The organism is Gordonia araii NBRC 100433, assembly GCF_000241265.1.
GTDB classification, from domain to species: Bacteria; Actinomycetota; Actinomycetes; order Mycobacteriales; family Mycobacteriaceae; genus Gordonia; species Gordonia araii.
In genome coordinates, this window is the sequence record NZ_BAEE01000031.1 from 1 (window position 1) to 20,730 (window position 20,730).

The window sequence follows — 20,730 nt, forward strand, 5'->3', positions numbered from 1 at the left end:
CAGCGGTCGACGGTGCGGTCGTTGCAGGCCTTCGCGAGTCCCCACGCCGACGGCGTCGCACAGGTCGCCAGCGTGATCCGTCCCGGCAAGAACTCGCATGACCTGCTGGCTATGGGATCGTCGCGCAACTACGGCTTGCGCTTGAAGGCGGGCCAGACCGTCCAGCCGCAGCCGTTCTCCCTCGTCGGCGACGGCGCCGGTTCGGTGTTCAAGATCTTCACCGTGGCCGCCGCGATGGAGAAGGGCCTGGGCACGAATGCCTCCATCCCGGTCCCGGCGAGCCTGCAACTCACCGGCATGGGTAACAGCGGCGGGGTGAACGGCTGTCCGCCCAGCTACTTCTGCGTCAAGAACGACGGCAAGTACCCGGCACAGATGTCCATCACCAACGCGCTCGCCCAGTCGCCGAACACGGCTTTCGTCGGACTGTTGCAGCGAACCGGTGTGAAACCGACCGTCGACATGGCGGTACGCCTCGGCCTGCGCAGCTACACGACCCCGGGCTCGTCCGGTTTCGGCGACAAGTCGATCGCGACCTACGTCAAGCAGGGAAATCTCGGCTCGTTCACCCTCGGCCCCTTCGCCGTCAACGCGCTCGAACTGTCCAACGTCGGGGCGACCCTGGCGTCCGGCGGAGTGTGGTGCCCGCCCAATCCGATCGCCGCGATCACCAAGGTCAAGCGGGACCGTTACGGCAACCTGATCATCGGGCCGGACGGCAAGCCCGCCCACTCGGTCGTGCCGTTCTCCTCGCCCAAGTGTGAGCAGGTCGTCGACCGTGGCCTGGCGAACGCCCTGGCCAACGCGATGAGCAAGGATGATGTCGGCGCGGGCACCGCCGCGGCCGCCGCGCGCGGCTCGGGGTGGAGCCTGCCGATGTCGGGCAAGACCGGAACCACCGAGGCGCACCGCTCGTCGGCCTTCCTGGGCTTCACCAACCAGATGGCCTCCGCTGTGTACGCCTACAACGACGGCCCGCGTCCCGCCGAGCTCTGCTCCGGTCCGCTGCGCCAGTGCGGCTACGGCAACCTCTACGGCGGCAGCGAGCCGGCCCGTACGTGGTTCAGCGCGATGCAGCCGGTGGCCACCAAGTTCGGCCCGGTTCACCTGCCGCCGAACGCGTCGGAGTACGTCAGCGGCAGCGCGCGCGGTCGAGTGCCGGGAGTCACCGGACTGCCCGCGAGCGAGGCCACCGCGAGACTGCAGCGCGCCGGATTCAAGGTGACCCAGCTCGAAGCGTCGAGTTCGCGGCCGCAGGGCACCGTGCTGTTCACCGCGCCGTCGGATTCGGCGATGCCGGGCAGCACCATCACGATCTACGTGAGCGACGGGAAGAAGAGCGGCAGCTCCGGCCCGACCGAGACCACGGTCGAAGTTCCCGGGGTCGGCCCGGTGGTGATCCAGATCCCCGGCTGATCCGCCGAGTGGGCACCTCACCCCCGCCGAGTGGGCACCCCACCCCCGCCGAGTGGGCACCCCACCCCCGCCGAGTGGGCACCCCACCCCCGCCGAGTGGGCACCTCACCGTCGCCGAGTGGGCACGTCTGATCGTCGCGCGTATCCTGAATCCATGTCTGATCGCGCACCGGCCCGTAGTCTGACGTCCTTGTTCGCCACCCCTGCGGGACGTGCGGTCGCGGCGACGGCGGGTGCCGGAGCGGCCGGTTTGTTCTACGCGACGGTGATCGAGCGCAACGCCTTCGCGTTGCGGCATGCCACGATGCCCGTACTCGAACCGGGTTCGACGCCGCTGCGCGTTCTGCACATCAGCGACCTGCACATGATGCCCAACCAGTACTTGAAGCAAGCCTGGGTGTCGGAACTGGCCGAGCTGGAACCCGACCTCGTGATCAACACCGGCGACAACCTCGCCCACCCGAACGCGGTGCCCGCCGTGATCCAGGCGCTCGACGGACTCCTGACTCGCCCGGGATTGTTCGTGTTCGGCTCGAACGACTATTTCGGTCCCACGCCGAAGAACCCGTTCAAGTACTTCGACACCGACCACGAGCGCAAGCACGGCGAACCGCTGCCGTGGCGCGACCTGCGCGCGGCGTTCATCGAGCGCGGCTGGCTCGACGCGACGCACCGGACACACGAGATCGAGGTGGCGGGAACACGGATCGCGGCCGCCGGCGTCGACGACCCGCACCTGGAGCGGGAACGCTACGAGACGATCGCCGGCCGACCCAATCCGCTCGCACAGCTCCGCTTGGGTCTCACTCACTCGCCCGAGCCGCGCGTGCTGGATCAGTTCGCGGCCGACGGCTACGACTTGGTGCTGGCCGGACACACCCACGGCGGCCAGCTGTGCCTGCCGTTCGCCGGGGCGATCGTCACCAACTGCGGCATCGACCGTTCACGAGTCAAGGGCCCGTCGCGGTGGGGCAGCCACATGCGCCTACACGTCAGCGCCGGTCTTGGAACGTCGCCGTATGCTCCCGCGCGTTTCTTCTGCCGCCCGGAAGCGACGCTGCTGACGCTCACGCCCGTCTCGCACGGCGGGGACGACGCCGACGTCGCCTCGCTCCCCCAACTGGCCGAAGACCGCGCCTGACCGCAGAAACGAGGAGGCCCTGACCAGGCGAACCCGGTCAGGGCCTCTTCTGCAATCTCAACCTTGCGTCGGGGTAGCGGGATTCGAACCCACGACCTCTTCGTCCCGAACGAAGCGCGCTACCAAGCTGCGCCATACCCCGTATCAAACCTGGACCAGCTTACCGCGTCGGATCGCCGGGATGAAATCGGGTTGTCGGCTGCTTCCCTACTGGTACGAGATGAACCACGGCACCGGCCGAACCTGCATGGTTCGCTGCGGCGAGAACACCGGATGGTCCTCGGTGTAGAAGTTCTTCCACCCCATCACGATGTCCGGCGAGAGGCCCTTGATGAGGCGGTTCCACGTCGCCATCTTCACCGGCGGCGTGCCGTGGCCGTCGGCGTGGATCATCATCGCCAGCTCCGGATGGCCGGTGTTGATCTTGTCGCGGTTGGCCAGCATGTCGGAGTCGAACTGATGCAGCACGAGCAGCTTCTGCGGCAGCTTGTTGTCGCGCACCAGCTCCGCCAGCCAGTCGGTCACCCGGTTGACCTCCGCGGCCGAGACGGAACCGATCTGCGTCAGGTGAACCTGGTTCGGCTTCAGTCGCCACTCCGGGTCGAGGGCCAGCCCGACGTGCGGGTGTTTGAGTAGGTCGGCATAGATCTTGGCTTGAGTGAGAAAGTCGACGCGCCCCGGCTGCAGGTCGAGGGTGACGTAGACGCCGGCCTTCCCGGCCTCAATCACCCACGGCTCGATCGTCTTCGGGTCGATGACGTTGGTGTACTTGTTGCCCGGGCCCGGCGACGCCGATGCGACGGTCACGATGATCTCGAAGGCCGGGATCACCTTCTCCTTGCTGAACGGCTGATACCTGGCCGCCAGCCGACGAGCACGTGCGATGGACTCCTGGAGGCTCTGCCGCCCAAGTGGCCCCAGTGCGGGAGCACCGGGCGATCCGTACAACGCGACCATCCGTCGCCCCGGGAACAACGTGTAGCCACCGCCGGGCAGCTCGGGAGCCTGTTGTGCCGCCTCGACGCGGGAGGTGAGAAGCGCCGGTGTGCCGAACTCACCGCCGATGCCGATCACCCGGGCGTCGGGGTGGCGTTTGACGAAATCGATCGCCTCGCCGCTGGCCATCGGGTCAGGTCGGCTGACGACGGTCGGGACCGCGCCCGCGGCCGACGCGGTGGCCGCCGCCGTCGCGCTGCCGGGTCCCGCCGGAATCAGCACAAGTATCGAACCGGGATCTGCCACCGGTGCGGGTTCGGGTGAGCCGCTCGCCGAGTCGACGCGAACTCCGACGTCGGCCATACCGGCCGGCTCGACAGCTACGGCGGACCGGACGCCCAGACGCGCCAATTCCCGTCGCACCGGTTCCGCCGACGTCGGGCCGACGTCGAGTAGCGGGACGCGGCGCTCGCGGGCAAGGGTCGCACTGCGTTCGACGACCTCCGGCGACGCCTCGTCACGCACCAAGACGACCGCGGCGGACGACGGGAAGACGGCACGGCTGGTCAGTACCGACGCCGGCTCGTTCGGGTTGCCCAGCACGACCGCGATCTGCTCGACCGGCGCGACGTCGGTGCCGCTGGCCGGTGCGTCGCCGACGAGTGCCCACACGGCGATGAGGAGTCCGGCAACACCGACGCCGCCGCCCGCGAGTAGCAGGCGCCGTCGATCAGTCAGGTTCGACCACACGGCTCGGCGTCCGCGACTACTCGTCCTCGTCGTCGTCGTACGACTCGACAAACGACACGCGCGGTGTGCTCACCAGGTGGTAGACGGCCCAGCCCGCGAAGACCACGGTGGCGATGCCGAATACGACGACGAGGACGGCGGCAACGGTCTTGGCCGTGGTCGCTGTCAGCCCGTCGGAGGGGGCCAGGAGCACCGCGAGCCCGAGCGACAGGAGCAGACCGAGCAGCGAGAACGCGGCACTGCGCACCTTCGGACCGACAACGCTGGCGTAGAAGAGGCGCTGGTAGATCGTCGTCTCGAACTCGTCGACCGCCGCCAGGCGAACGGCGTCGGCACCGGCCGCCTCGCGGAGGTCGCGAGCCAGTGCGGCGTCGCGCAGCAGTGCCTTCGATTCGCGTCGGCGGTAGGCGACGAACGCCAGGACCGCGACGGTCACCGCGATCAGCAACAGCGGCAGGGCCACATTCGCATTGTTCACGGAGATCACGGTACCGCAGGCGGCCCCGGCGTCATGCCCGCCTGCCCGTTCAGACCGTGGCGGTCACCGTATGCGCGATATTGCCGCGCGTCGCCTTCGAGTACGGGCAGAATCCGTGGGCCGCCTGGGCGAGCTCGTCGGCCTTGGCCTGATCGAGTCCCGGCAGTGCGACGGCGATGTCGGCGACGAGCCCGAAGCCGTTGTCGGCGGTGTCTTTGCCGATGCCGGCGGTCACGGTCACGGTCGTACCGTCTGGAACGGCGACGCCGGCGTTCTTGGCGACCAGGCGCAGAGCGCCGAGGAAGCAGGCGGCGTAGCCGGCGGAGAACAGTTCCTCCGGGTTGGAGCCGTTCCCGCTGCCGCCGAGTTCGACGGGCGGCTGCAGATCGAGCTTGATGCGCCCGGATTCGGATTCGACGTGCCCGTCACGACCTCCGCCGCTGGCCGTCGACGACACACGGTAGGCAACCTCAACACTCATCTTCATTCCTCCATCTTGTAGGGGTTTCGAGCCGTCCGGAACGCGACGCGGTCAGGCGTTGCCCGGACGTAGCAGCCTCGTGGGGCGCAGGGGGCTCGGCGCGGGAAGCCAGCGGCCGACCGAGGGCCGCCAGGTGCAGACGGCGGCGAGGACGAGCGCCCCGAACTGGATCCACCCGATGACGAACATCAGCGGCGCGTTCTCGCTGAAGGCCAGCAGATCCAGCCCGACCGGGATGCAGACGAGATTGATCAGCACGAACGCCGCGAAAAGGCTCCGCGCATTGCGGCTGTGGTGATTCCCGATCGCGCGCAGCAGCGCGAACTGCACCGCCAGCAGCGCCACGATGGACACGATCATGGCCGGAGGGAGCGTATGGGCGAGGCCGTGGTACTCGTCAGCCGGGGCCTTCGGGATCGGAATCTCGACTCCCGCGGGCGCCTTGTCCCGGTTCCGGATCGCATCGTCGATCGTCTGCTGCATGCCCTCCATCAGGCGCGACTGCAACGCGTCGGAAATCGACATCACGTTGACCAGCATGTACAGAGCAGACGCGAGTCCGGCGGCCGCGCCGATCCACCAACAGACCCATGCGTCGCGCGCCAGCGCGGGCGGCGGCGGCCCCGGGTCGTCGACCGGCTTGGGGTAGTGCACGTTGGACTCCGCGGAACTGTGAGTCAGTTCGGCAAGATCCATGGCGTCCAGTTCGGCCTGGCTCGGGATCCGGTCGGGATCGTCGGGAACTGTCATACCTTCGATACTGCCACCCGCCGCAACCCTCCGGGGCAACTCATCGCCGGGTGATGCGCAGCATGCGCCCGATGGTCGCCTGCCAAAGCGTCCCGTCGGGCCCGATCGTGCCGGTCAGCTCCAACGGTTCGTCGAGTGGCGCGTTCCCGACGGGCAGGGTGACGACGCGACGCCCGGTCAGGAAGTCGGAACCGATCAGGTACACGGGTCCGAACTGCTGGGGAACCCCCGGGACGTGAGGACCGTATCCGAGCGCGTAGACGATCCCGTCGCCGGCGAGGCGCGGCAGCGTGGCAATACGGTCCGTGTTCTCCCACACTCGCCGGCAGCCCGACTCGGAGACGTCGACACGGGTCGAGCCTCCGATGAAAGGGGCGGCCGGCGGATCGGCTCGACCGGTTTCCGCCTGGGGCGGGTACTGATAGCCGTAGGTGCTGGGGATGACCAATGTGTTGCCCCGTGCGGGAATCGAGTTCTCCGTGCCCTGACCGCTGCGACGGAAGGCCCGCATCCGGCAGACCAGACTGCCGTCGTCGCTGCGGTACACCAGCAGGTCGGGATGCCGGTCCGCGTTGTCGACGATGGCGACCCAGGCGTCGCCGCCCGGCCCGAAGTAGGTGGGCGTCGTTCCCGACCCCCAGGTGAGCTGACCGGGTTTGCGGGCCGAACCCCTGTCGTAGGCGCGCCGCCACCGCGTGCGCGGCTTGCCGTCGACTCCCGCGGTCATCTCGTAGAGCGCGTGCGTGGTCAAGACGGATACGCCTGCCGGTCGCACCGACAGCCCGTTGCCCATCTGCTCGCCCGGTCGCAGCCGCACCGACGCGATCCGAGGCCGGCCGGCCGTCGGCGTCACGGTCCCGACGACCCCGTTGGTCGTCACGAACCACACGCGCCCCTGGTAGTCGGGCGCCAACCCGGTCACCGTGTCGCCGCGGGGCAGGTGCCCGGCCAGTGAGACCCGTTCTTCGACGACGAGGCGCGGGGCACGCAGCCCGCCGCGGTGGGCGACCCGGACGATCGCCCCCGAGCCGTCGGCGACGACAACGCGATCCGACGCGTCGAGATAGCCGTACACGCCGCCGAGCAGTCCCCCCTTGGTGAGCGGGAGTCGCGCGAGCACCGCCGCGGTGCGCGGATGGAACAGCGTGACGGTCGGAACGGCGACTCCGCCCTGGCCGAAGAACTGGGTGCAGAGCGAGATCGGCACACCGGCGCGGCCGAGGAAGGTCGCGGCGCACGCGCCGCCCGGCACCGACGACGCGGCGAGGCGGGCACCTCGGCCTGGCCCGGGATGCGGGGTCGAATCGGTCGACGCCAGGTCGCCGTGCATCAGCGAGGTTCCGGGCGGACCTACGTCGACGCCGGGTTCGGCCGATGCCGGGGCACCGCCAACAGCAAGTAGGAACACGACGGCGATAGCCGTCGTGAGGGTTGAGCGCATGTGTTCAGTCCTCGGGTTCCGGTGTCGCGACAGGGTCGGTCGAATACGGCGGACCGCTCGGCGGCGGCGGGTTGGGCCGTCGGCCGCCGAGCGCCCACATCATGATTCCGGCGAACAGCCCGACGATCCCGAGGATGCCGCCGAAAATGGCGAGCATGATCCCGCCGACGCCACCGATGATCCCGCCCGCGGACAGCGGCGGTGCGATGGTCACCCCGGGCGAATCGCATGAAACGCGGTAGTCGCCCGACTCGGCGATGACGTACGACGCGAAGGAGATCCGGGATTGCTGAGCGATGGTGACCGAGCTGGTCACCGCGCGTCCCGGCTTCACCGGTGCCGGACCCGAAATCTGGCAACGGGGCCGCGGCCCGACGTACACGCCGTTGGCCCCGTAGGTGTAGAGAGCCACCTTCTGGCCGGCGTCGAAATGGGTGGTCACCGTGTTGCCCGGACCGGCGACGGCGATCGACTCGTCATCAAAGTTCACGATCTGCCGAAATCCGCCGACGGCCAACAGGATTCCGCCGACGATGCTGAGCACGATGACCGCCGCCGCGATCGCCGTGATCCATTTGCCGGCCCGTTTCATGCCCCGGATTGTCCCATACGCAGGGGCACGCCGACCCGCGTCTGACTAGTCCGAGAGCGCCGACATCAGATAGCTGGCCGCCGGGAGCAGGTTCGGAAGCATCGCGAGGATGTGGGTGCTTCCGGTGCCCGGAAACAGCGGCGGTGTGCCGTCGTTCATCATGGCGACGGCAACGCCTTTGCCGCGCCATTCGCCGTAGAGCCGCCGCACTTGCCCGTAGGGCACGATGTCGTCGGCGGGCGCGGCCTCCAGCAGCACCGGCGCGTTCGGCTTGCCCTTGCCGATCCGCTGGTCGTCGAAGGCTTTCAGCAGTTCGGGAGTACGCAGGACGAGCTGCCCGATGGATTCGCCCGACCGCGTCCACTGGTTGCTCCGCCGGAGGCCGAAGCCCGCCCCGGTGTCGGCGGCGCATTGGTTCGCCACGGCCCCCAGCATCGCCTTGCCGGCCGGGTTGAGCTCGCGGTCGAGGATCGGCCGCACCTCGGGATAGCGGACCGTGAGACCGTTGAGCACGTAGCCGATGTATCCGGCGTTGCGGGTGCCGTCGAACCTATTAATCACACTGATCAGATCAGCCGTCGGCGCCCCGGCGTACGTCGCGCGCACGTCGAGTTCCGGTGCGTAGTCTTCGGCGAGTTCCGCGGCCGCGGCGGCAGCGCCACCACCCTGCGAATAGCCCGAGAAGGCGATCGGCGAATCACCCGGCGCGCTGGCGAGTTTGAGCGCAGCGCGGGCAGCGTCGATCATGGCGTAGCCCTGCTCGGCGCGGTTCAGGTAGGTATGCATCCCCGGTGTGCCGATGCCGACGTAGTCGGCGATGGCGACGCGCACCCCGTTGTTGAGGAACAGGAACATCTCCGGAGCGGTGTAATTGAGCGCCACACTCCGCTTGCCCGGGTCGATCGCGATCGGCCCGCCCATGTTCTTCGACGTGGCGCACTGATCGCCCTGGCCGACGGTGCCCGGCCCGATGACCACCGTCGGGCGAGGTCCGCGTCCGCGCCACGGCAAGGTGGGCTCGATGACGACCCCGGTCGCGGCGACCGGCTCCTTGTCCTGGTAGCTCGTCATGTACATGACGCGTGTCGCGCTTCCCGGCCACTGATGGGGAATGCCCGGAATCTGCAGCATCACCGAGATCGGCTGCGTGCGCACGAGCACGCCCGGCTCCGAAGCGGCCGGACTCACGCGCGCGGGCGGCGTGTAGAAGTCGACGGCCGACGCCGTCGACGATCCGGCGATCGACCCGACGCCGGCGACCAGGCCCGCGACGAGCATCGCCGACGCCCGGACGATACGCGGGCGCGCGAAACTATTGTGACGCATGAGGCTGAAGTTAACCCGCGCCTCGGTGGGGTCGCCAGCGTCGTTCCGCTAATGCAACCGGGTGTTCTCAGATTGCAACACCGCTGGTGGTCGAAGCGTTATCAGTCCTCGTCGTCGGCGTCGGCCGACTCGTTGCGCTCCTTGGCGATCTCCAGCGCGCGCTTGGCCGTCGCCTCGTCCGGGTAGGGCCCCATCCGGTCGAGCACGCTGCCGTGCTTGCCCTGCGTGACCTTGCCGGTCGAGATCTCGTAGTACCACTGGTCGTCGTCACTCATGGCTCTAGCGTAGTGTCCCGACCGGCTTGCCGTGACCCACCCGCTAGGGTTCCAAGTCGATCAATCGTGAGCGCGAACACCGATCTTGAAGGAGACCGCAGTGGGACAGATCAGCCACGAGAACACCGTGAACGCCCCCATTGCCAAGGTGTGGGATTACATGTCAGAGGTCGCCAACCTGCCGAACTGGATGTTCGGGATGTCGGAGATGACGCCGCTGAGCGATCAGACTCGCGGCGAGGGCGCCCAGTTCCAGTCGCGGATGAAGGTCGGGGCGCGAGTCGACTCGGTCGTCGAGATCACCCGATGGGTCGAGGGCAAGGAGATCGACACCGCCTCGGTCTCCGGGTTCAGCAACAAGACCCGCTGGAAGCTCACCGAGGTCGATCCCGACACGACGAAGATCTCCGTCGAGATCGAGTACAACTTCCCCGGCGGATTCGCGGGGAAGGCGATCGCCAAGCTGGTCGAACCCGGGGTTCACGCCGCGGTCTCCGCATCGGACCACAAGCTCAACAACATCCTCACGGCGTTGTAGGGCCGCCATGCCCCGGAGCATGACCTTAGGGATCATCGTCGACACCGGCCTCGCCGAACTCGGCCTGGCAGGCCCGACGACATCCTTCGATCTGATCGAACCCGGCCAGCTGGGCATCGCCCAAGTCGGGCCGCACGTCGTGCTCGTCGACCCGATCACGATGCGGAACCACATCACGCCGCTCGGCGCCCGGCTGGGCCGGCAGACCTACGTCGTTGCCCTGGAGAACGCGTCATCGACGTACCTGATCGAGGCCGCCGGACCGGTCAACCGGGTCCGACTGACCCAGCAGGGGAAAGTCGTCGAACAACAAGGCCAACCGCTCCCGGCCCGCCGTTCAGAGACATCTCGCTGCCGGATGGCGCCGACTACGATCGCGACACCCAGTGGCTGCGGTTGGAGATGCGCAACGACGAACTACTCGCGGTCGGGTCCGACAGCGCCGCCGTCCTCGATCTCTTCCACCGCCGGCTGCAGATGTTCTTGGGACACATCCGGTCGGGCTTTCTCAAGCGTGACCTTCGCAAGGCGGGCATCCGCAAGTTCGAGGCCATCGAAGTCGTCGTACAGAGTGCGGCCGAAGCCGACCCCGGCATGCTCGCAGCCATCGACCGGGCCAACGAAGCCCTCGAACACGAGGGCATCATGGTGAGCTACCAACAACTCCAGCGCTGACGCCGAGCCACTGTCGCGGCCGGATCGCTAGACCAGCAGTTCGGCGATCTGGATCGTGTTGAGCGCAGCACCTTTACGCAGGTTGTCGCCGGAGACGAACAGCGCGAGCCCCTTGCCGTCGGGCACGCCGGGGTCGACGCGGATCCGGCCGACCAGCGACACGTCCTTGCCCGCCGCTTCCAGCGGCGTCGGAACGTCGGCCAGCTCGACCCCGGCCGCGTCGGCGAGGATCTTGCGGGCCTGATCCGGGCTCAGCGCCTCGTCGAACTCAGCGTTGATCGACAGCGAGTGGCCGGTGAACACCGGCACGCGCACGCAGGTTCCACTGACCAATAGCTCGGGCAGACCGAGGATCTTGCGCGACTCGTTGCGCAGCTTCTGATCCTCGTCGGTTTCCTCCGAACCATCGTCGACGATCGCCCCGGCGAGCGGAACGACGTTGAACGCGATCGGCGCGACATACTTGACCGGCTCGGGGAAGGCGACCGACGAACCGTCGTAGACGAGCTTCTCGGCGTCGGCCGCGGTGGCACGGACCTGGGTCGCGAGTTCTTCGACGCCGGCCAGTCCGCTGCCGGACACCGCCTGGTACGAGGAGACGATCAACCGTCGCAGGCCAGCTGCGACGTGCAACGGCTTGAGCACCGGCATCGCGGCCATCGTCGTGCAGTTCGGATTGGCGATGATGCCCTTCGGCGGGTTCTTCGCGAGCTCGCCGTTGACCTCCGAGACGATCAGCGGTACGTCGGGATCTTTGCGCCAAGCCGACGAGTTGTCGATGACGGTGACACCGGCAGCGGCGAAGCGCGGCGCCTGCTCGCGCGACATGGTCGCACCGGCGGAGAACAGCGCGATGTCCAGACCGCTCGGATCGGCCGTCGACGCATCCTCGATGACGATCTCGCCATCGCCCCACGGCAGCTTCTTGCCCGCCGAGCGCGACGACGCGAAGAACCGCACCTCGTCGGCCGGGAAGTTCCGCTGAGCCAACAGCGTCCGCATGACGCCGCCGACCTGGCCGGTCGCGCCGACGACACCGATCTTGGCGCCCATGACTACCGCCCCGTTCCGGCGTACACGACGGCCTCTTCGTCGCTGCCGAGATCAAAGGCCTCGTGCAGGACACGGACCGCCTCGTCGAGGTCGGTATCGCGAATGAGCACCGAGATCCGGATCTCCGACGTGGAGATCAGCTCGATGTTGATGCCCGCCTTCGCCAGCGCCTCGCAGAAGGTCGCGGTGACGCCCGGGTGCGAGCGCATGCCGGCACCGACCAGCGACACCTTGCCGATGTGATCGTCGTAGAGCACCTCGGAGAAGCCGATCTCGTCGCGCAGGCCGTTGAGTTTCTCCACCGCGACCGGGCCGCGCTCGCGCGGCAGCGTGAAGGTGATGTCGGTCTTACCGGTCTCCACCTTCGAAATGTTCTGCAAAACCATGTCGATGTCGATCTCGGCGTCGGCGACCGCGCGGAACACCTTGCCGGCCGAGCCGGGGGTGTCGTCGAGGCCGACGACCGTGACCTTGGCCTCGCTCCGGTCGTGCGCAACACCGGTGAGAATCGCTTCTTCCACGGGAATGTCCTCCATCGATCCGGTCACCAGGGTGCCGGGCTTGTTCGAGTACGACGAGCGCACATGAACGGGAACGTTGTAGCGCCGCGCGTATTCCACGCAGCGCAGCATGAGCACCTTGGCACCAGCCGCGGCCATCTCCAGCATCTCCTCGAAGGAAACGGTGTCGAGGTGACGGGCGTTGGGCACGATGCGCGGGTCGGCGGTGTAGATGCCGTCGACGTCGGTGTAGATCTCGCACACGTCGGCCCCCAGCGCGGCGGCCAGTGCGACGGCGGTCGTGTCCGACCCGCCGCGACCCAGCGTCGTGACGTCTTTCGTGTCCTGGGCGACGCCCTGGAAGCCCGCGACGAGAACGATCTTGCCGTGATCGAGGGCATCGCGGACGCGCCCAGGCGTGACGTCGATGATCTTCGCCTTGCCGTGGCTGCTGGTGGTGATGACACCGGCCTGCGAGCCGGTGAACGACTGCGCCTCGGCGCCGAGCGACGCGATGGCCATGGCGACCAGCGCGTTAGAGATGCGTTCGCCCGACGTGAGCAGCATGTCCATCTCGCGCGGCGGTGGCGCCGGGTTGACCTGTTCGGCGAGATCCAGCAGTTCATCGGTGGTGTCGCCCATCGCCGACACCACGACCACCACGTCGTCGCCACGCTTGCGGGTGTCCACGATGCGCTCGGCGACACGACGGATCCGCTCGGCCGTTGCGACCGAGGACCCGCCATACTTCTGCACTACGAGCGCCACGGGGATTTACCTCTCTGAACCTGGGGAGTTACCGACGGCCAAGTCTACCGGGACGGCAGTTGGCGCTACGAGGGCACCGCAGCGCCATTACGATCGCCGTCGTGACCACCACCGCCGCGCGCCGCACCGACGTCGTCGACGATTGGGTGGTCCCCATCCTCACGTTCTTCGCAGTGCGCCTCATCGGCGTGGCCGTGCTGGCCCGGCTCGCCGACCTGCGCGGAACGACGTTGCCCGCGTCGCTGAGGATGTGGGACGGCAAGTGGATGCTGGCCATCGCCCAGTACGGATACGAGGACGTGCCGGTGGCCCACACCGACGCGCACGGCATCCACACTCCGGATACCGCGTTCGCGTTCTTCCCCGGCTACCCGTATCTCGTCGGCGTCGTCGCCAAGCTGCCTGGCCTCGACGTGTATAGCGCGGCGATCATCGTCACGCTGGCCTCCGGAGCGCTCGCCGCGGTGGCGATCGCGCGGATCGGGCGCTGGTGCGCGAAGCAGATGACCGGCGCCGACGACGATCAGTCTCGCACCGCAGGCCTCATCCTGTCGGTGCTCTTCGCCGCGGCCCCGATGGGCATCGTGCTCTCCATGGCCTACACGGAGGCACTGTTCTGTGCTCTCGTGGCCTGGTCGTTGGTGGGCGTAGTCGAAAAGCGTTGGTTGCTGGCCGGACTCACCGCGCTACTGGCCGGCACCGTGCGCCCGACGGGGATCGTGCTGATCGGAGTCGTGATGCTCGCCGCGTTCATCGCCGCGGCCGGATTGCCGTGGGGGAAGACCGGCAACGCGGGCATGGAACGCGGCGGCTGGCGCGCGTGGGCGGCATTTCTCGTTGCCCCGCTGGGCTATCTCGGCTACCTCGGATTCGTGTGGCGCCGCACGGGCACTCCGATGGGCTGGTTCGACATCCAGACCGCCGGTTGGGGCACGAAATTCGACGGAGGCCGGGCCACCTTCCAATTCGTCAACCAGACGCTCGTCAACTCCGGCGGGGTGGTTCCGGTGGCCACCGCGTTGATCATCGTCGCAACGCTGGTTCTGGTCGGGATCAACGTCGCCGCCCGGACTCCGTGGCCGTTGCTGTTGTACGGGGTACTCGTGGTCGCGTCGATCGTGTTGTCGAGCGGGCTGATGATGAGCCGGGCCCGACTGCTGCTACCCGCCTTCGTGCTGTTGATCCCGATCGCGAACTACCTGTCGCGCCAGGCACCGGCGGCCCGCTACACGATCCTCGGCAGCGTCGTCGCGCTCAGTTCCTGGTTCGGAGCGCACATCTTGACGGTCTATCCGCACGCCATGTAGCGCCGACCGTGCCCACTTTCCCGCCGAGTGTGCCCAGAATCTCGCCCACCGTGCCCAGTTTCCCGCCGACCGTGCCCACTTTCGCGCCGAGTGTGCCCACTGACCTCGCGTCGGTCTCGATACGCCCACTCGGCTAGCGCCTCGCGGGCACTCGACCACCGATTGGTGCGCCGACCGTGCCCAGATTTTCGCCGACCGTGCCCAGAATCTCGCCGAGTGTGCCCAGTTTCTCGCTGAGCGTGCCCTGAATCGCGGGCCGAGCACGACCCGTCTACTCTCACGCTCTGTGAGCAACCGGCGATGGTGGGGATTGGGCGTCCTCACGTTGCCCGTGTTGCTCGTGTCGATGGACGTCTCGGTGCTGTTCCTCGCTATGCCGCAGGTCTCGCGCGACCTCGGTCCGTCGCCGGCCGAAGCGCTGTGGATCCTCGACTCGTACAGCTTCGTCATCGCCGGGCTGTTGATCACGATGGGCGGACTCGGTGATCGCGTCGGCCGGCGCCGACTGCTCCTAGCCGGCGCGACGATCTTCGGTGCGGGGTCGATCCTGGCCGCCTTCGCCGCTTCCCCGTCGACGCTGATCGCCGCCCGCGCCGTCATGGGATTCGGTGGCGCGACCCTGCTGCCGTCGAGCTTGGCCATCATCTCGACGATGTTCCCCGACGCCACCGAGCGCTCCCGCGCCATCGGCGTCTGGACGGCGGCCTTCGCCGGGGGAGCCGCGGTGGGCCCGATCGTCGGCGGCCTCCTGCTGCACCAGTTCTGGTGGGGTTCGGTGTTCTTGATCAACGTGCCGGTGCTGGGCGCGCTGTGGCTGGCGTCGTCGTTGCTCCCCGCCGACTCCCGACGCGATGCCGCGGACTCCGACGTCGCGCCCTTCGACGTGCTCGGTGTGGTGCTGTCGATCGGCGGAATCCTGGGGGTCGTCTACGCGATCAAGCACGTGGCGCTCTCCGGAGTCGACATCACGACCGTCGGCGCCGGCATCGTCGGCCTCGGATTGCTCGCCGGTTTCGTCGTGCACTGCAACCGTGCCGACCACCCGCTGGTCAATCTCGGCCTGCTGCGCAACCGGAGCTTCGCGGTCGCGATCTGCACGACGCTGGCGGCGATGATGTCGCTGGCCGCGACCACCTACCTGGTGAACGAGTATCTGCAGTCGGTCACCGGTCGCGAGCCGCTGGGTGCCGCCCTGCTGGGTATCCCGATGGCATCGATGGTCTGCGCGTTCTCGCTCGGCTCGGCGCGGATCGTCGCACGCCTCGGTGTCCGACTGTCCTTCATCACGGCCCTGCTGGTCTGCGCGACCGGGATGCTCACGCTGCAGCTGACCGGAGTGCACGACGGCCTGTGGGCCTTCCTGCTCGGCTCGGCCATCGCCGGCGTCGGCTACGGCACCGCGTTCAGCCTGGTGTCCGTCGTCGCCGTGGGATCGGTGCCGCCCGAACGTGCCGGCGAGGCGACCGGCATGTCGGAGACGAGTTTCGAGCTCGGCCAGGCCCTCGGGCTCGCTCTGCTGGGATCGTTGGCCGCGGTCGTCTTCACGCGCGGCCTCGCGTCGAGCGGGTCACCGTTGCGCGGAACGCTCGACGAGGTCGTCGTCTCGGCGGGCAACGACGCTGCGGTCGTCGAGACGGCGAAGACCGCCTACATGACCGGGATGCACGCGGCGCTGGGGACGGCGGCAATCATCCTTCTCGTCATGGCCGCGGTTACAGCGATGGTGCTGCCCCGCGAACGGGACAGCACCATCTACTGACTAGCCGCGACGATCAGAACTTGGCGCAGTTCGCCCTCGCCCGGTCGATCGCCTCGCCGAACGTCGCGCGGTCCTTGGCCGACTGCACCGGATCACCGAATACGCCCGCACGCTCGGCGGCCTCCAGGGCGACGGTCTCGACCGGATGCGCCTTGCGCCATTCCTCGGCCTTGGCCTCGCGCTGCGCCTTGGTGCGCACGATGTCCTGCTGGAAGTGACTGCGGTAGTGGTCGTCCTTCGTGATCTTGGCCCACACCTTGGGGTCCTGCTTGGCCAGCGCCTTCTCGGCCTGACCGTAGGTGCAGTTGGCTCCCGGGATGGGAGTCGACTTGGGGATCGTCTTCGGCGGCGGGCCGTGCACCGGCGTCGGGGCGGCGTGGGCGATGCCGGCGGAAAGTATCGAAGCGGCGCCGACGCCGACGACGGCGGCGGTGATCTTCTGGCACAAGGAACTCATGGGCTGTCTTCCTTTCGTGGTGCCCGTCCGACGGGCTGACGGGGACGAGCTGGGCTGACCCTCAACCTCGGTCCGATCAGACCGGAAGGGGCACTAGACACGATGGCAGACGTCAGCCACGCGGCCGGGCCCGGGTCACGACCTCCGGCGGCAGTCCCCACTCGTCGCGGCCGAGCCTGGACACCGGACGCAGGCGTCCGAACTCCGGATGCCCGTCCACGAGCACCTCGTCGTCGATGCTGAAGGCGACGACATCGCCGAACACCATCGTCGATTCCTCAAAGCCGACGGTGTGCCGCAGCCGGCATTCGAACGCTGCGGGACTCGATGCGACGTGGGGTGGCGCGACCAACGTCGACGGTCGCATGGCCACGCCGAACGCCGCCGCCTCGTCCACGTCGGGAGGGACGGGAGCGCTGGTGGCGTTGGCGGCGTCGATCGCGTCGTCGCTGACGAGGCTGACAGTGAATTCGCCGGTCGCTTGAATGTTCCGCAGTGTGTCCTTGGGGCCGATCGAGGTGAACGCGATGATCGGCGGGCGCACCGAGGCGACGGTGAAGAACGAGTGCGGCGCGAGGTTCCCCTTCCCGTCCGCGTCGGTCGAGGCGACCCACGCGATGGGCCGCGGAACGACCAATGCCGTCAGCAAGCGATACGGATCGACACCGTCGACCCCCGGTCGGAGAACCTGTCTGTCACCCACGGCGCCAACGTTACCCACGCACGGGCAGCCCGGACTTGCCGCATTCCTTTTGTGCGCGGCCACACCGACCGGGTAATCTCGTTGCCATGCAGCGCGCACTCCTCCTCGGTTGCCGCGGCGGGGTCTGAATCGACCGGCCCTCCGTCGCGGGCCACTTCGCGCGCCGGTCATCTTCCACCAACCTTCACGGAGATTGACCATCATGACTTCCCCCGACTCCTTCACCGCCCGTCAAGGCACGCGCATCGTCGAGCCTTCCGGGCCCATCCCCGACGGACAGCCCAGCTGGAATCCTCAGCGCGGTTCGGCGATGCCCGTCCACCGCTACCGTTCCTTCGCCGACGAGGTCGAGCGGATCTCGCTGCCCGACCGCACCTGGCCCGACGCCGAGGTGCAGCGCGCTCCGCTCTGGTGTGCCGTTGATCTGCGCGACGGTAATCAGGCACTGATCGACCCGATGAGCCCGGCGCGCAAGCGCCGCATGTTCGACCTGCTGGTCCGCATGGGCTACAAGGAGATCGAGGTCGGCTTCCCGTCGGCAAGCCAGACCGACTACGACTTCGTCCGCGAGATCATCGAGGACGACGTCATCCCCGACGACGTCACCATCCAGGTGCTGACCCAGTGCCGCGACGAGCTGATCGAGCGGACTTTCGAAGCCTGCCAGGGCGCGCCCCGCGTCATCGTGCACTTCTACAATTCGACGTCCGTGCTGCAGCGGCGCGTCGTGTTCCGGGCTGACAAGGACGAGATCACCAAGATCGCGACCGATGCCGCGCACAAGTGCCTCGAGGAACAGAAGAAGTATCCGGACACCCAGTGGCGCTACGAGTACTCCCCGGAGTCCTACACCGGCACCGAGCTGAGCTACGCCAAGCACGTCTGCGACGCGGTCAGCGAGATCATCGCTCCGACACCGGAGAATCCGCTGATCCTCAACCTGCCCGCCACCGTCGAGATGGCCACCCCCAACGTCTACGCGGACTCGATCGAGTGGATGAGCCGCAACCTGGCTCGCCGCGACTCGATCATCCTGAGCCTGCATCCGCACAACGACCGCGGTGAAGCGGTCGCGGCCGCCGAACTGGGCTACCTGGCCGGCGCCGACCGCATCGAGGGCTGCCTGTTCGGCAACGGCGAACGCACCGGCAACGTCTGCCTGGTGACCCTGGGGATGAACCTGTTCTCCCGCGGCATCGACCCGCAGATTTCCTTCTCCGACATCGACGAGATCCGTCGCACCGTGGAGTACTGCAATCAGCTGAACGTCCCCGAGCGGCACCCGTACGGCGGCGACCTGGTCTACACGGCGTTCTCCGGCAGCCACCAGGACGCGATCAACAAGGGCCTCGACCAGATGAAGATCGACGCCGACGAGGCCGACTCCGACGTCGAGGACATCCTGTGGCAGGTGCCCTACCTGCCGATCGACCCGAAGGACGTCGGCCGCACCTACGAGGCGGTCATCCGCGTCAACAGCCAGTCAGGCAAGGGCGGGGTCGCCTACATCATGAAGGCCGACCACGGCATGAACCTGCCGCGGCGCCTGCAGATCGAGTTCAGCCGCGAGATCCAGAAGCTGACCGACGGCGAGGGCGGCGAAGTGTCGCCCAAGGAGATGTGGGACGTCTTCGCCGACGAGTACCTCAACCCGATCCAGCCGCTGGAGCGGATGCGTCAACGCGTCGACGCCGCGGAAACCGACGACGGCGAGGACACCGTCACCGCTGTCGTGAAGGTCGACGGCGTCGAGAAGGAGATCGAGGGCCGCGGCAACGGTCCCCTCGCCGCCTTCGTCGACGCCCTGGGCACCGTCGGATTCGACGTCCGCATCCTCGACTACTCCGAGCACGCGCTGACCGCCGGTGACGACGCCAGCGCCGTCGCCTACGTGGAGACCGAGATCGACGGTGAGACCGTGTGGGGCGTCGGTATCGCGTCGTCGATCACGACGGCGAGTCTGCGGGCCGTTGTCTCCGCCGTGAACCGCGCCCACCGCGCCGACTCCCCCGAGCAGGGCGAGCAGGCGGAACGGACCTGGGCTCCGTAAGGCGAGAGGCGTGGTAGCCCCCCGGCGTCCGGATCCACCACTTCCCCATCAGTGATGCAGTTGACGCTACGGTGTGGTGATGGGCGACAACCTCAACGTCGACAGATCGGCGTTGCTACATGCAGCGGATAGGTTTGAGGAGATTGCAGAAGAGATCCGATCCCGTGTTGACTCGCTGACCAAAGAATCTGAACACCTCTTTGAAACATGGGTCGGTGGAAAGGCCGTCGATCGATTTCGGCCCGGTGTTGAAGACTGGACGATTTCCGCACGCGCCCTAACTGATCGACTCGAATACATAGCCAAGAACCTCGTCGGCAGCGCCAACGCTTATCAAAATCAGGAGGACAGCAATACCGCCGCACTCCGTACGTCGACCCGTCCCACGTATCTGAATCTGGATGTATGAGCAGAATCCGGATCGACGTCGACGTTCTCGACGCGACAATAGAGCAGATGGTCACCTTATGCGATGCCCTCAACGATGAACTCAAGGCAGTGCAGTCCCTGACTAAGGACCTCCGAAACTACTGGGATGGCGCAGCTGTAGAGGCATTTGAGACTGCTACAACCTTGTGGATACGGGACGCCAAGGCGTCCATCACTGAACTAAACCGGCTGAAAATAGCCGCCACGACTACCAGAAACAACTGGACCAAAGCGTTCGACGCCGACACGGCGATGTGGGGGTGATACGTTGCCGCCCAAGTCTCGCGCCGATGCCGATCCAGACAGTTTCAGAATTGTCGCGGATGACGCTCTGTTCGTATACAACGGCCTCTCGTCCACTATCAAAAAGGCTGCAGAGGCACTTGATGCCTGTGGCGGGATGGCAGGCAATGATCGCTGCGGCCGTACCTTTGGAATTCAATACGATCTGGCGATCTCCGGGGAAGATGGATACTTTGGCCTACTGGCGGTCACGGTCAACGCCGCTGGAATACTGCATGTACTGCTCTACTGCACTGCCGCCAACATCGAGGGGGCTAGTGACGGCGAGCCCTACGACTCCGGTGCGGTCGACTCCACGCTAGACCAGCGACCCGACAGCCCGATTTCGGTTCCTAGCATCATCTCCTCGATTGGTGATGGCGTCACTCCTCCGGCCTGGTGGACCAGGGTTAGCGGACATGTAGGCCTCGACTGGCCCAATGGCGACCTCGACAAGCTCACTTCGGCCGCCGATTCATGGCGAAGCATCGCCGACGATCAAGCCAACTATCAGAATCGGCCGGATGAACAGAAGATAGCGGACCAGACCCTTCCATCTATTGAGGCAATCTCGACGGACGTTTGCACACTCCGGGTATCTCTCAAACCAGTATGCGATATTG

General features: G+C 67.3%; 22 protein-coding genes, 1 tRNA gene and 1 pseudogene. 10 read left to right on the forward strand and 14 right to left on the reverse strand.

The window, feature by feature from the left end:
- A partial coding sequence (locus GOARA_RS05180) for a penicillin-binding transpeptidase domain-containing protein (protein ID WP_007321253.1) occupies nucleotides 1–1,416 on the forward strand: 1,416 nt, incomplete at its 5' end.
- Nucleotides 1,417–1,570: 154 nt separating this feature from the next.
- Nucleotides 1,571–2,557: a metallophosphoesterase gene (locus GOARA_RS05185; protein WP_040521814.1), complete on the forward strand. Its 987-nt coding sequence runs from the start codon at nucleotides 1,571–1,573 to the stop codon at nucleotides 2,555–2,557.
- Between the two features lie 68 nt (nucleotides 2,558–2,625).
- On the opposite strand, the gene GOARA_RS05190 is transcribed toward GOARA_RS05185, so the two are convergent.
- The 9 genes from GOARA_RS05190 to GOARA_RS20135 all read right to left on the reverse strand — a co-directional run bounded on the left by GOARA_RS05190 (nucleotide 2,626) and on the right by GOARA_RS20135 (nucleotide 9,586).
- Nucleotides 2,626–2,699, reverse strand: a tRNA-Pro gene (locus tag GOARA_RS05190).
- Between the two features lie 65 nt (nucleotides 2,700–2,764).
- A complete protein-coding gene (locus GOARA_RS05195) occupies nucleotides 2,765–4,243 on the reverse strand; it encodes a hypothetical protein (RefSeq protein ID WP_007321255.1) in 1,479 nt (492 codons plus the stop codon).
- A 16-nt stretch (nucleotides 4,244–4,259) separates the two neighbouring features.
- Nucleotides 4,260–4,721: a hypothetical protein gene (locus tag GOARA_RS05200; RefSeq protein ID WP_138947545.1), complete on the reverse strand. Its 462-nt coding sequence runs from the start codon at nucleotides 4,719–4,721 to the stop codon at nucleotides 4,260–4,262.
- Between the two features lie 49 nt (nucleotides 4,722–4,770).
- On the reverse strand, nucleotides 4,771–5,202 hold the full coding sequence (locus GOARA_RS05205) for an organic hydroperoxide resistance protein (RefSeq protein ID WP_040521816.1): 432 nt from the start codon (nucleotides 5,200–5,202) through the stop codon (nucleotides 4,771–4,773).
- 51 nt (nucleotides 5,203–5,253) lie between these two features.
- Entirely contained in the window at nucleotides 5,254–5,952 is a 699-nt protein-coding gene (locus GOARA_RS05210) for a hypothetical protein (protein WP_007321258.1), read from the reverse strand.
- 40 nt (nucleotides 5,953–5,992) lie between these two features.
- The gene (locus GOARA_RS05215) at nucleotides 5,993–7,393 is read right to left on the reverse strand and encodes a hypothetical protein (protein ID WP_007321259.1); all 1,401 of its coding nucleotides are present in this window, start codon (nucleotides 7,391–7,393) and stop codon (nucleotides 5,993–5,995) included.
- A 4-nt stretch (nucleotides 7,394–7,397) separates the two neighbouring features.
- Nucleotides 7,398–7,985: a hypothetical protein gene (locus GOARA_RS05220; protein WP_007321260.1), complete on the reverse strand. Its 588-nt coding sequence runs from the start codon at nucleotides 7,983–7,985 to the stop codon at nucleotides 7,398–7,400.
- 45 nt (nucleotides 7,986–8,030) lie between these two features.
- The gene (locus GOARA_RS05225; protein WP_007321261.1) at nucleotides 8,031–9,311 is read right to left on the reverse strand and encodes a lipase family protein; all 1,281 of its coding nucleotides are present in this window, start codon (nucleotides 9,309–9,311) and stop codon (nucleotides 8,031–8,033) included.
- A 101-nt stretch (nucleotides 9,312–9,412) separates the two neighbouring features.
- Entirely contained in the window at nucleotides 9,413–9,586 is a 174-nt protein-coding gene (locus tag GOARA_RS20135) for a hypothetical protein (protein ID WP_007321262.1), read from the reverse strand.
- A 100-nt stretch (nucleotides 9,587–9,686) separates the two neighbouring features.
- On the opposite strand from GOARA_RS20135, the gene GOARA_RS05230 reads away from it, so the two are divergent.
- Nucleotides 9,687–10,124, forward strand: coding sequence for an SRPBCC family protein (locus tag GOARA_RS05230; RefSeq protein ID WP_007321263.1), 438 nt, complete (start codon nucleotides 9,687–9,689; stop codon nucleotides 10,122–10,124).
- Nucleotides 10,125–10,149: 25 nt separating this feature from the next.
- Here the strand turns inward: GOARA_RS05230 and GOARA_RS20140 are convergent, their stop codons facing one another.
- Entirely contained in the window at nucleotides 10,150–10,296 is a 147-nt protein-coding gene (locus GOARA_RS20140) for a hypothetical protein (protein WP_170265711.1), read from the reverse strand.
- A gap of 230 nt (nucleotides 10,297–10,526) precedes the next feature.
- Between GOARA_RS20140 and GOARA_RS05235 the strand changes: the two genes are divergently transcribed.
- On the forward strand, nucleotides 10,527–10,799 hold the full coding sequence (locus GOARA_RS05235; RefSeq protein WP_007321264.1) for a hypothetical protein: 273 nt from the start codon (nucleotides 10,527–10,529) through the stop codon (nucleotides 10,797–10,799).
- A 27-nt stretch (nucleotides 10,800–10,826) separates the two neighbouring features.
- Here the strand turns inward: GOARA_RS05235 and GOARA_RS05240 are convergent, their stop codons facing one another.
- Nucleotides 10,827–11,852 carry an aspartate-semialdehyde dehydrogenase gene (locus tag GOARA_RS05240; protein WP_007321265.1) on the reverse strand — a complete coding sequence of 342 codons (1,026 nt, stop codon included), beginning with the start codon at nucleotides 11,850–11,852 and terminating at the stop codon, nucleotides 10,827–10,829.
- Nucleotides 11,853–11,854: 2 nt separating this feature from the next.
- On the reverse strand, nucleotides 11,855–13,120 hold the full coding sequence (locus tag GOARA_RS05245) for an aspartate kinase (protein WP_007321266.1): 1,266 nt from the start codon (nucleotides 13,118–13,120) through the stop codon (nucleotides 11,855–11,857).
- Nucleotides 13,121–13,221: 101 nt separating this feature from the next.
- On the opposite strand from GOARA_RS05245, the gene GOARA_RS05250 reads away from it, so the two are divergent.
- On the forward strand, nucleotides 13,222–14,427 hold the full coding sequence (locus GOARA_RS05250; RefSeq protein ID WP_007321267.1) for a putative hexosyltransferase: 1,206 nt from the start codon (nucleotides 13,222–13,224) through the stop codon (nucleotides 14,425–14,427).
- A 286-nt stretch (nucleotides 14,428–14,713) separates the two neighbouring features.
- Nucleotides 14,714–16,186: an MFS transporter gene (locus GOARA_RS05255; protein ID WP_306302173.1), complete on the forward strand. Its 1,473-nt coding sequence runs from the start codon at nucleotides 14,714–14,716 to the stop codon at nucleotides 16,184–16,186.
- Nucleotides 16,187–16,199: 13 nt separating this feature from the next.
- On the opposite strand, the gene GOARA_RS05260 is transcribed toward GOARA_RS05255, so the two are convergent.
- Both GOARA_RS05260 and GOARA_RS05265 read right to left on the reverse strand, forming a co-directional pair.
- The gene (locus tag GOARA_RS05260) at nucleotides 16,200–16,643 is read right to left on the reverse strand and encodes a hypothetical protein (protein WP_007321269.1); all 444 of its coding nucleotides are present in this window, start codon (nucleotides 16,641–16,643) and stop codon (nucleotides 16,200–16,202) included.
- Nucleotides 16,644–16,755: 112 nt separating this feature from the next.
- Nucleotides 16,756–17,346: a flavin reductase family protein gene (locus GOARA_RS05265; protein ID WP_050947165.1), complete on the reverse strand. Its 591-nt coding sequence runs from the start codon at nucleotides 17,344–17,346 to the stop codon at nucleotides 16,756–16,758.
- Between the two features lie 202 nt (nucleotides 17,347–17,548).
- Between GOARA_RS05265 and leuA the strand changes: the two genes are divergently transcribed.
- From leuA to GOARA_RS19720, 4 genes and pseudogenes are all read left to right on the forward strand, one after another.
- Nucleotides 17,549–19,396, forward strand: coding sequence for a 2-isopropylmalate synthase (gene leuA / locus GOARA_RS05270; RefSeq protein ID WP_007321272.1), 1,848 nt, complete (start codon nucleotides 17,549–17,551; stop codon nucleotides 19,394–19,396).
- 79 nt (nucleotides 19,397–19,475) lie between these two features.
- On the forward strand, nucleotides 19,476–19,805 hold the full coding sequence (locus tag GOARA_RS19215) for a WXG100 family type VII secretion target (RefSeq protein WP_083834778.1): 330 nt from the start codon (nucleotides 19,476–19,478) through the stop codon (nucleotides 19,803–19,805).
- Nucleotides 19,802–20,089: a WXG100 family type VII secretion target gene (locus tag GOARA_RS05275; protein WP_007321274.1), complete on the forward strand. Its 288-nt coding sequence runs from the start codon at nucleotides 19,802–19,804 to the stop codon at nucleotides 20,087–20,089. Before GOARA_RS19215 ends, GOARA_RS05275 begins: the two co-directional genes overlap by 4 nt.
- Before the next feature lie 4 nt (nucleotides 20,090–20,093).
- Nucleotides 20,094–20,730 (forward strand): annotated as a pseudogene (locus GOARA_RS19720) (hypothetical protein); the annotation flags it as partial.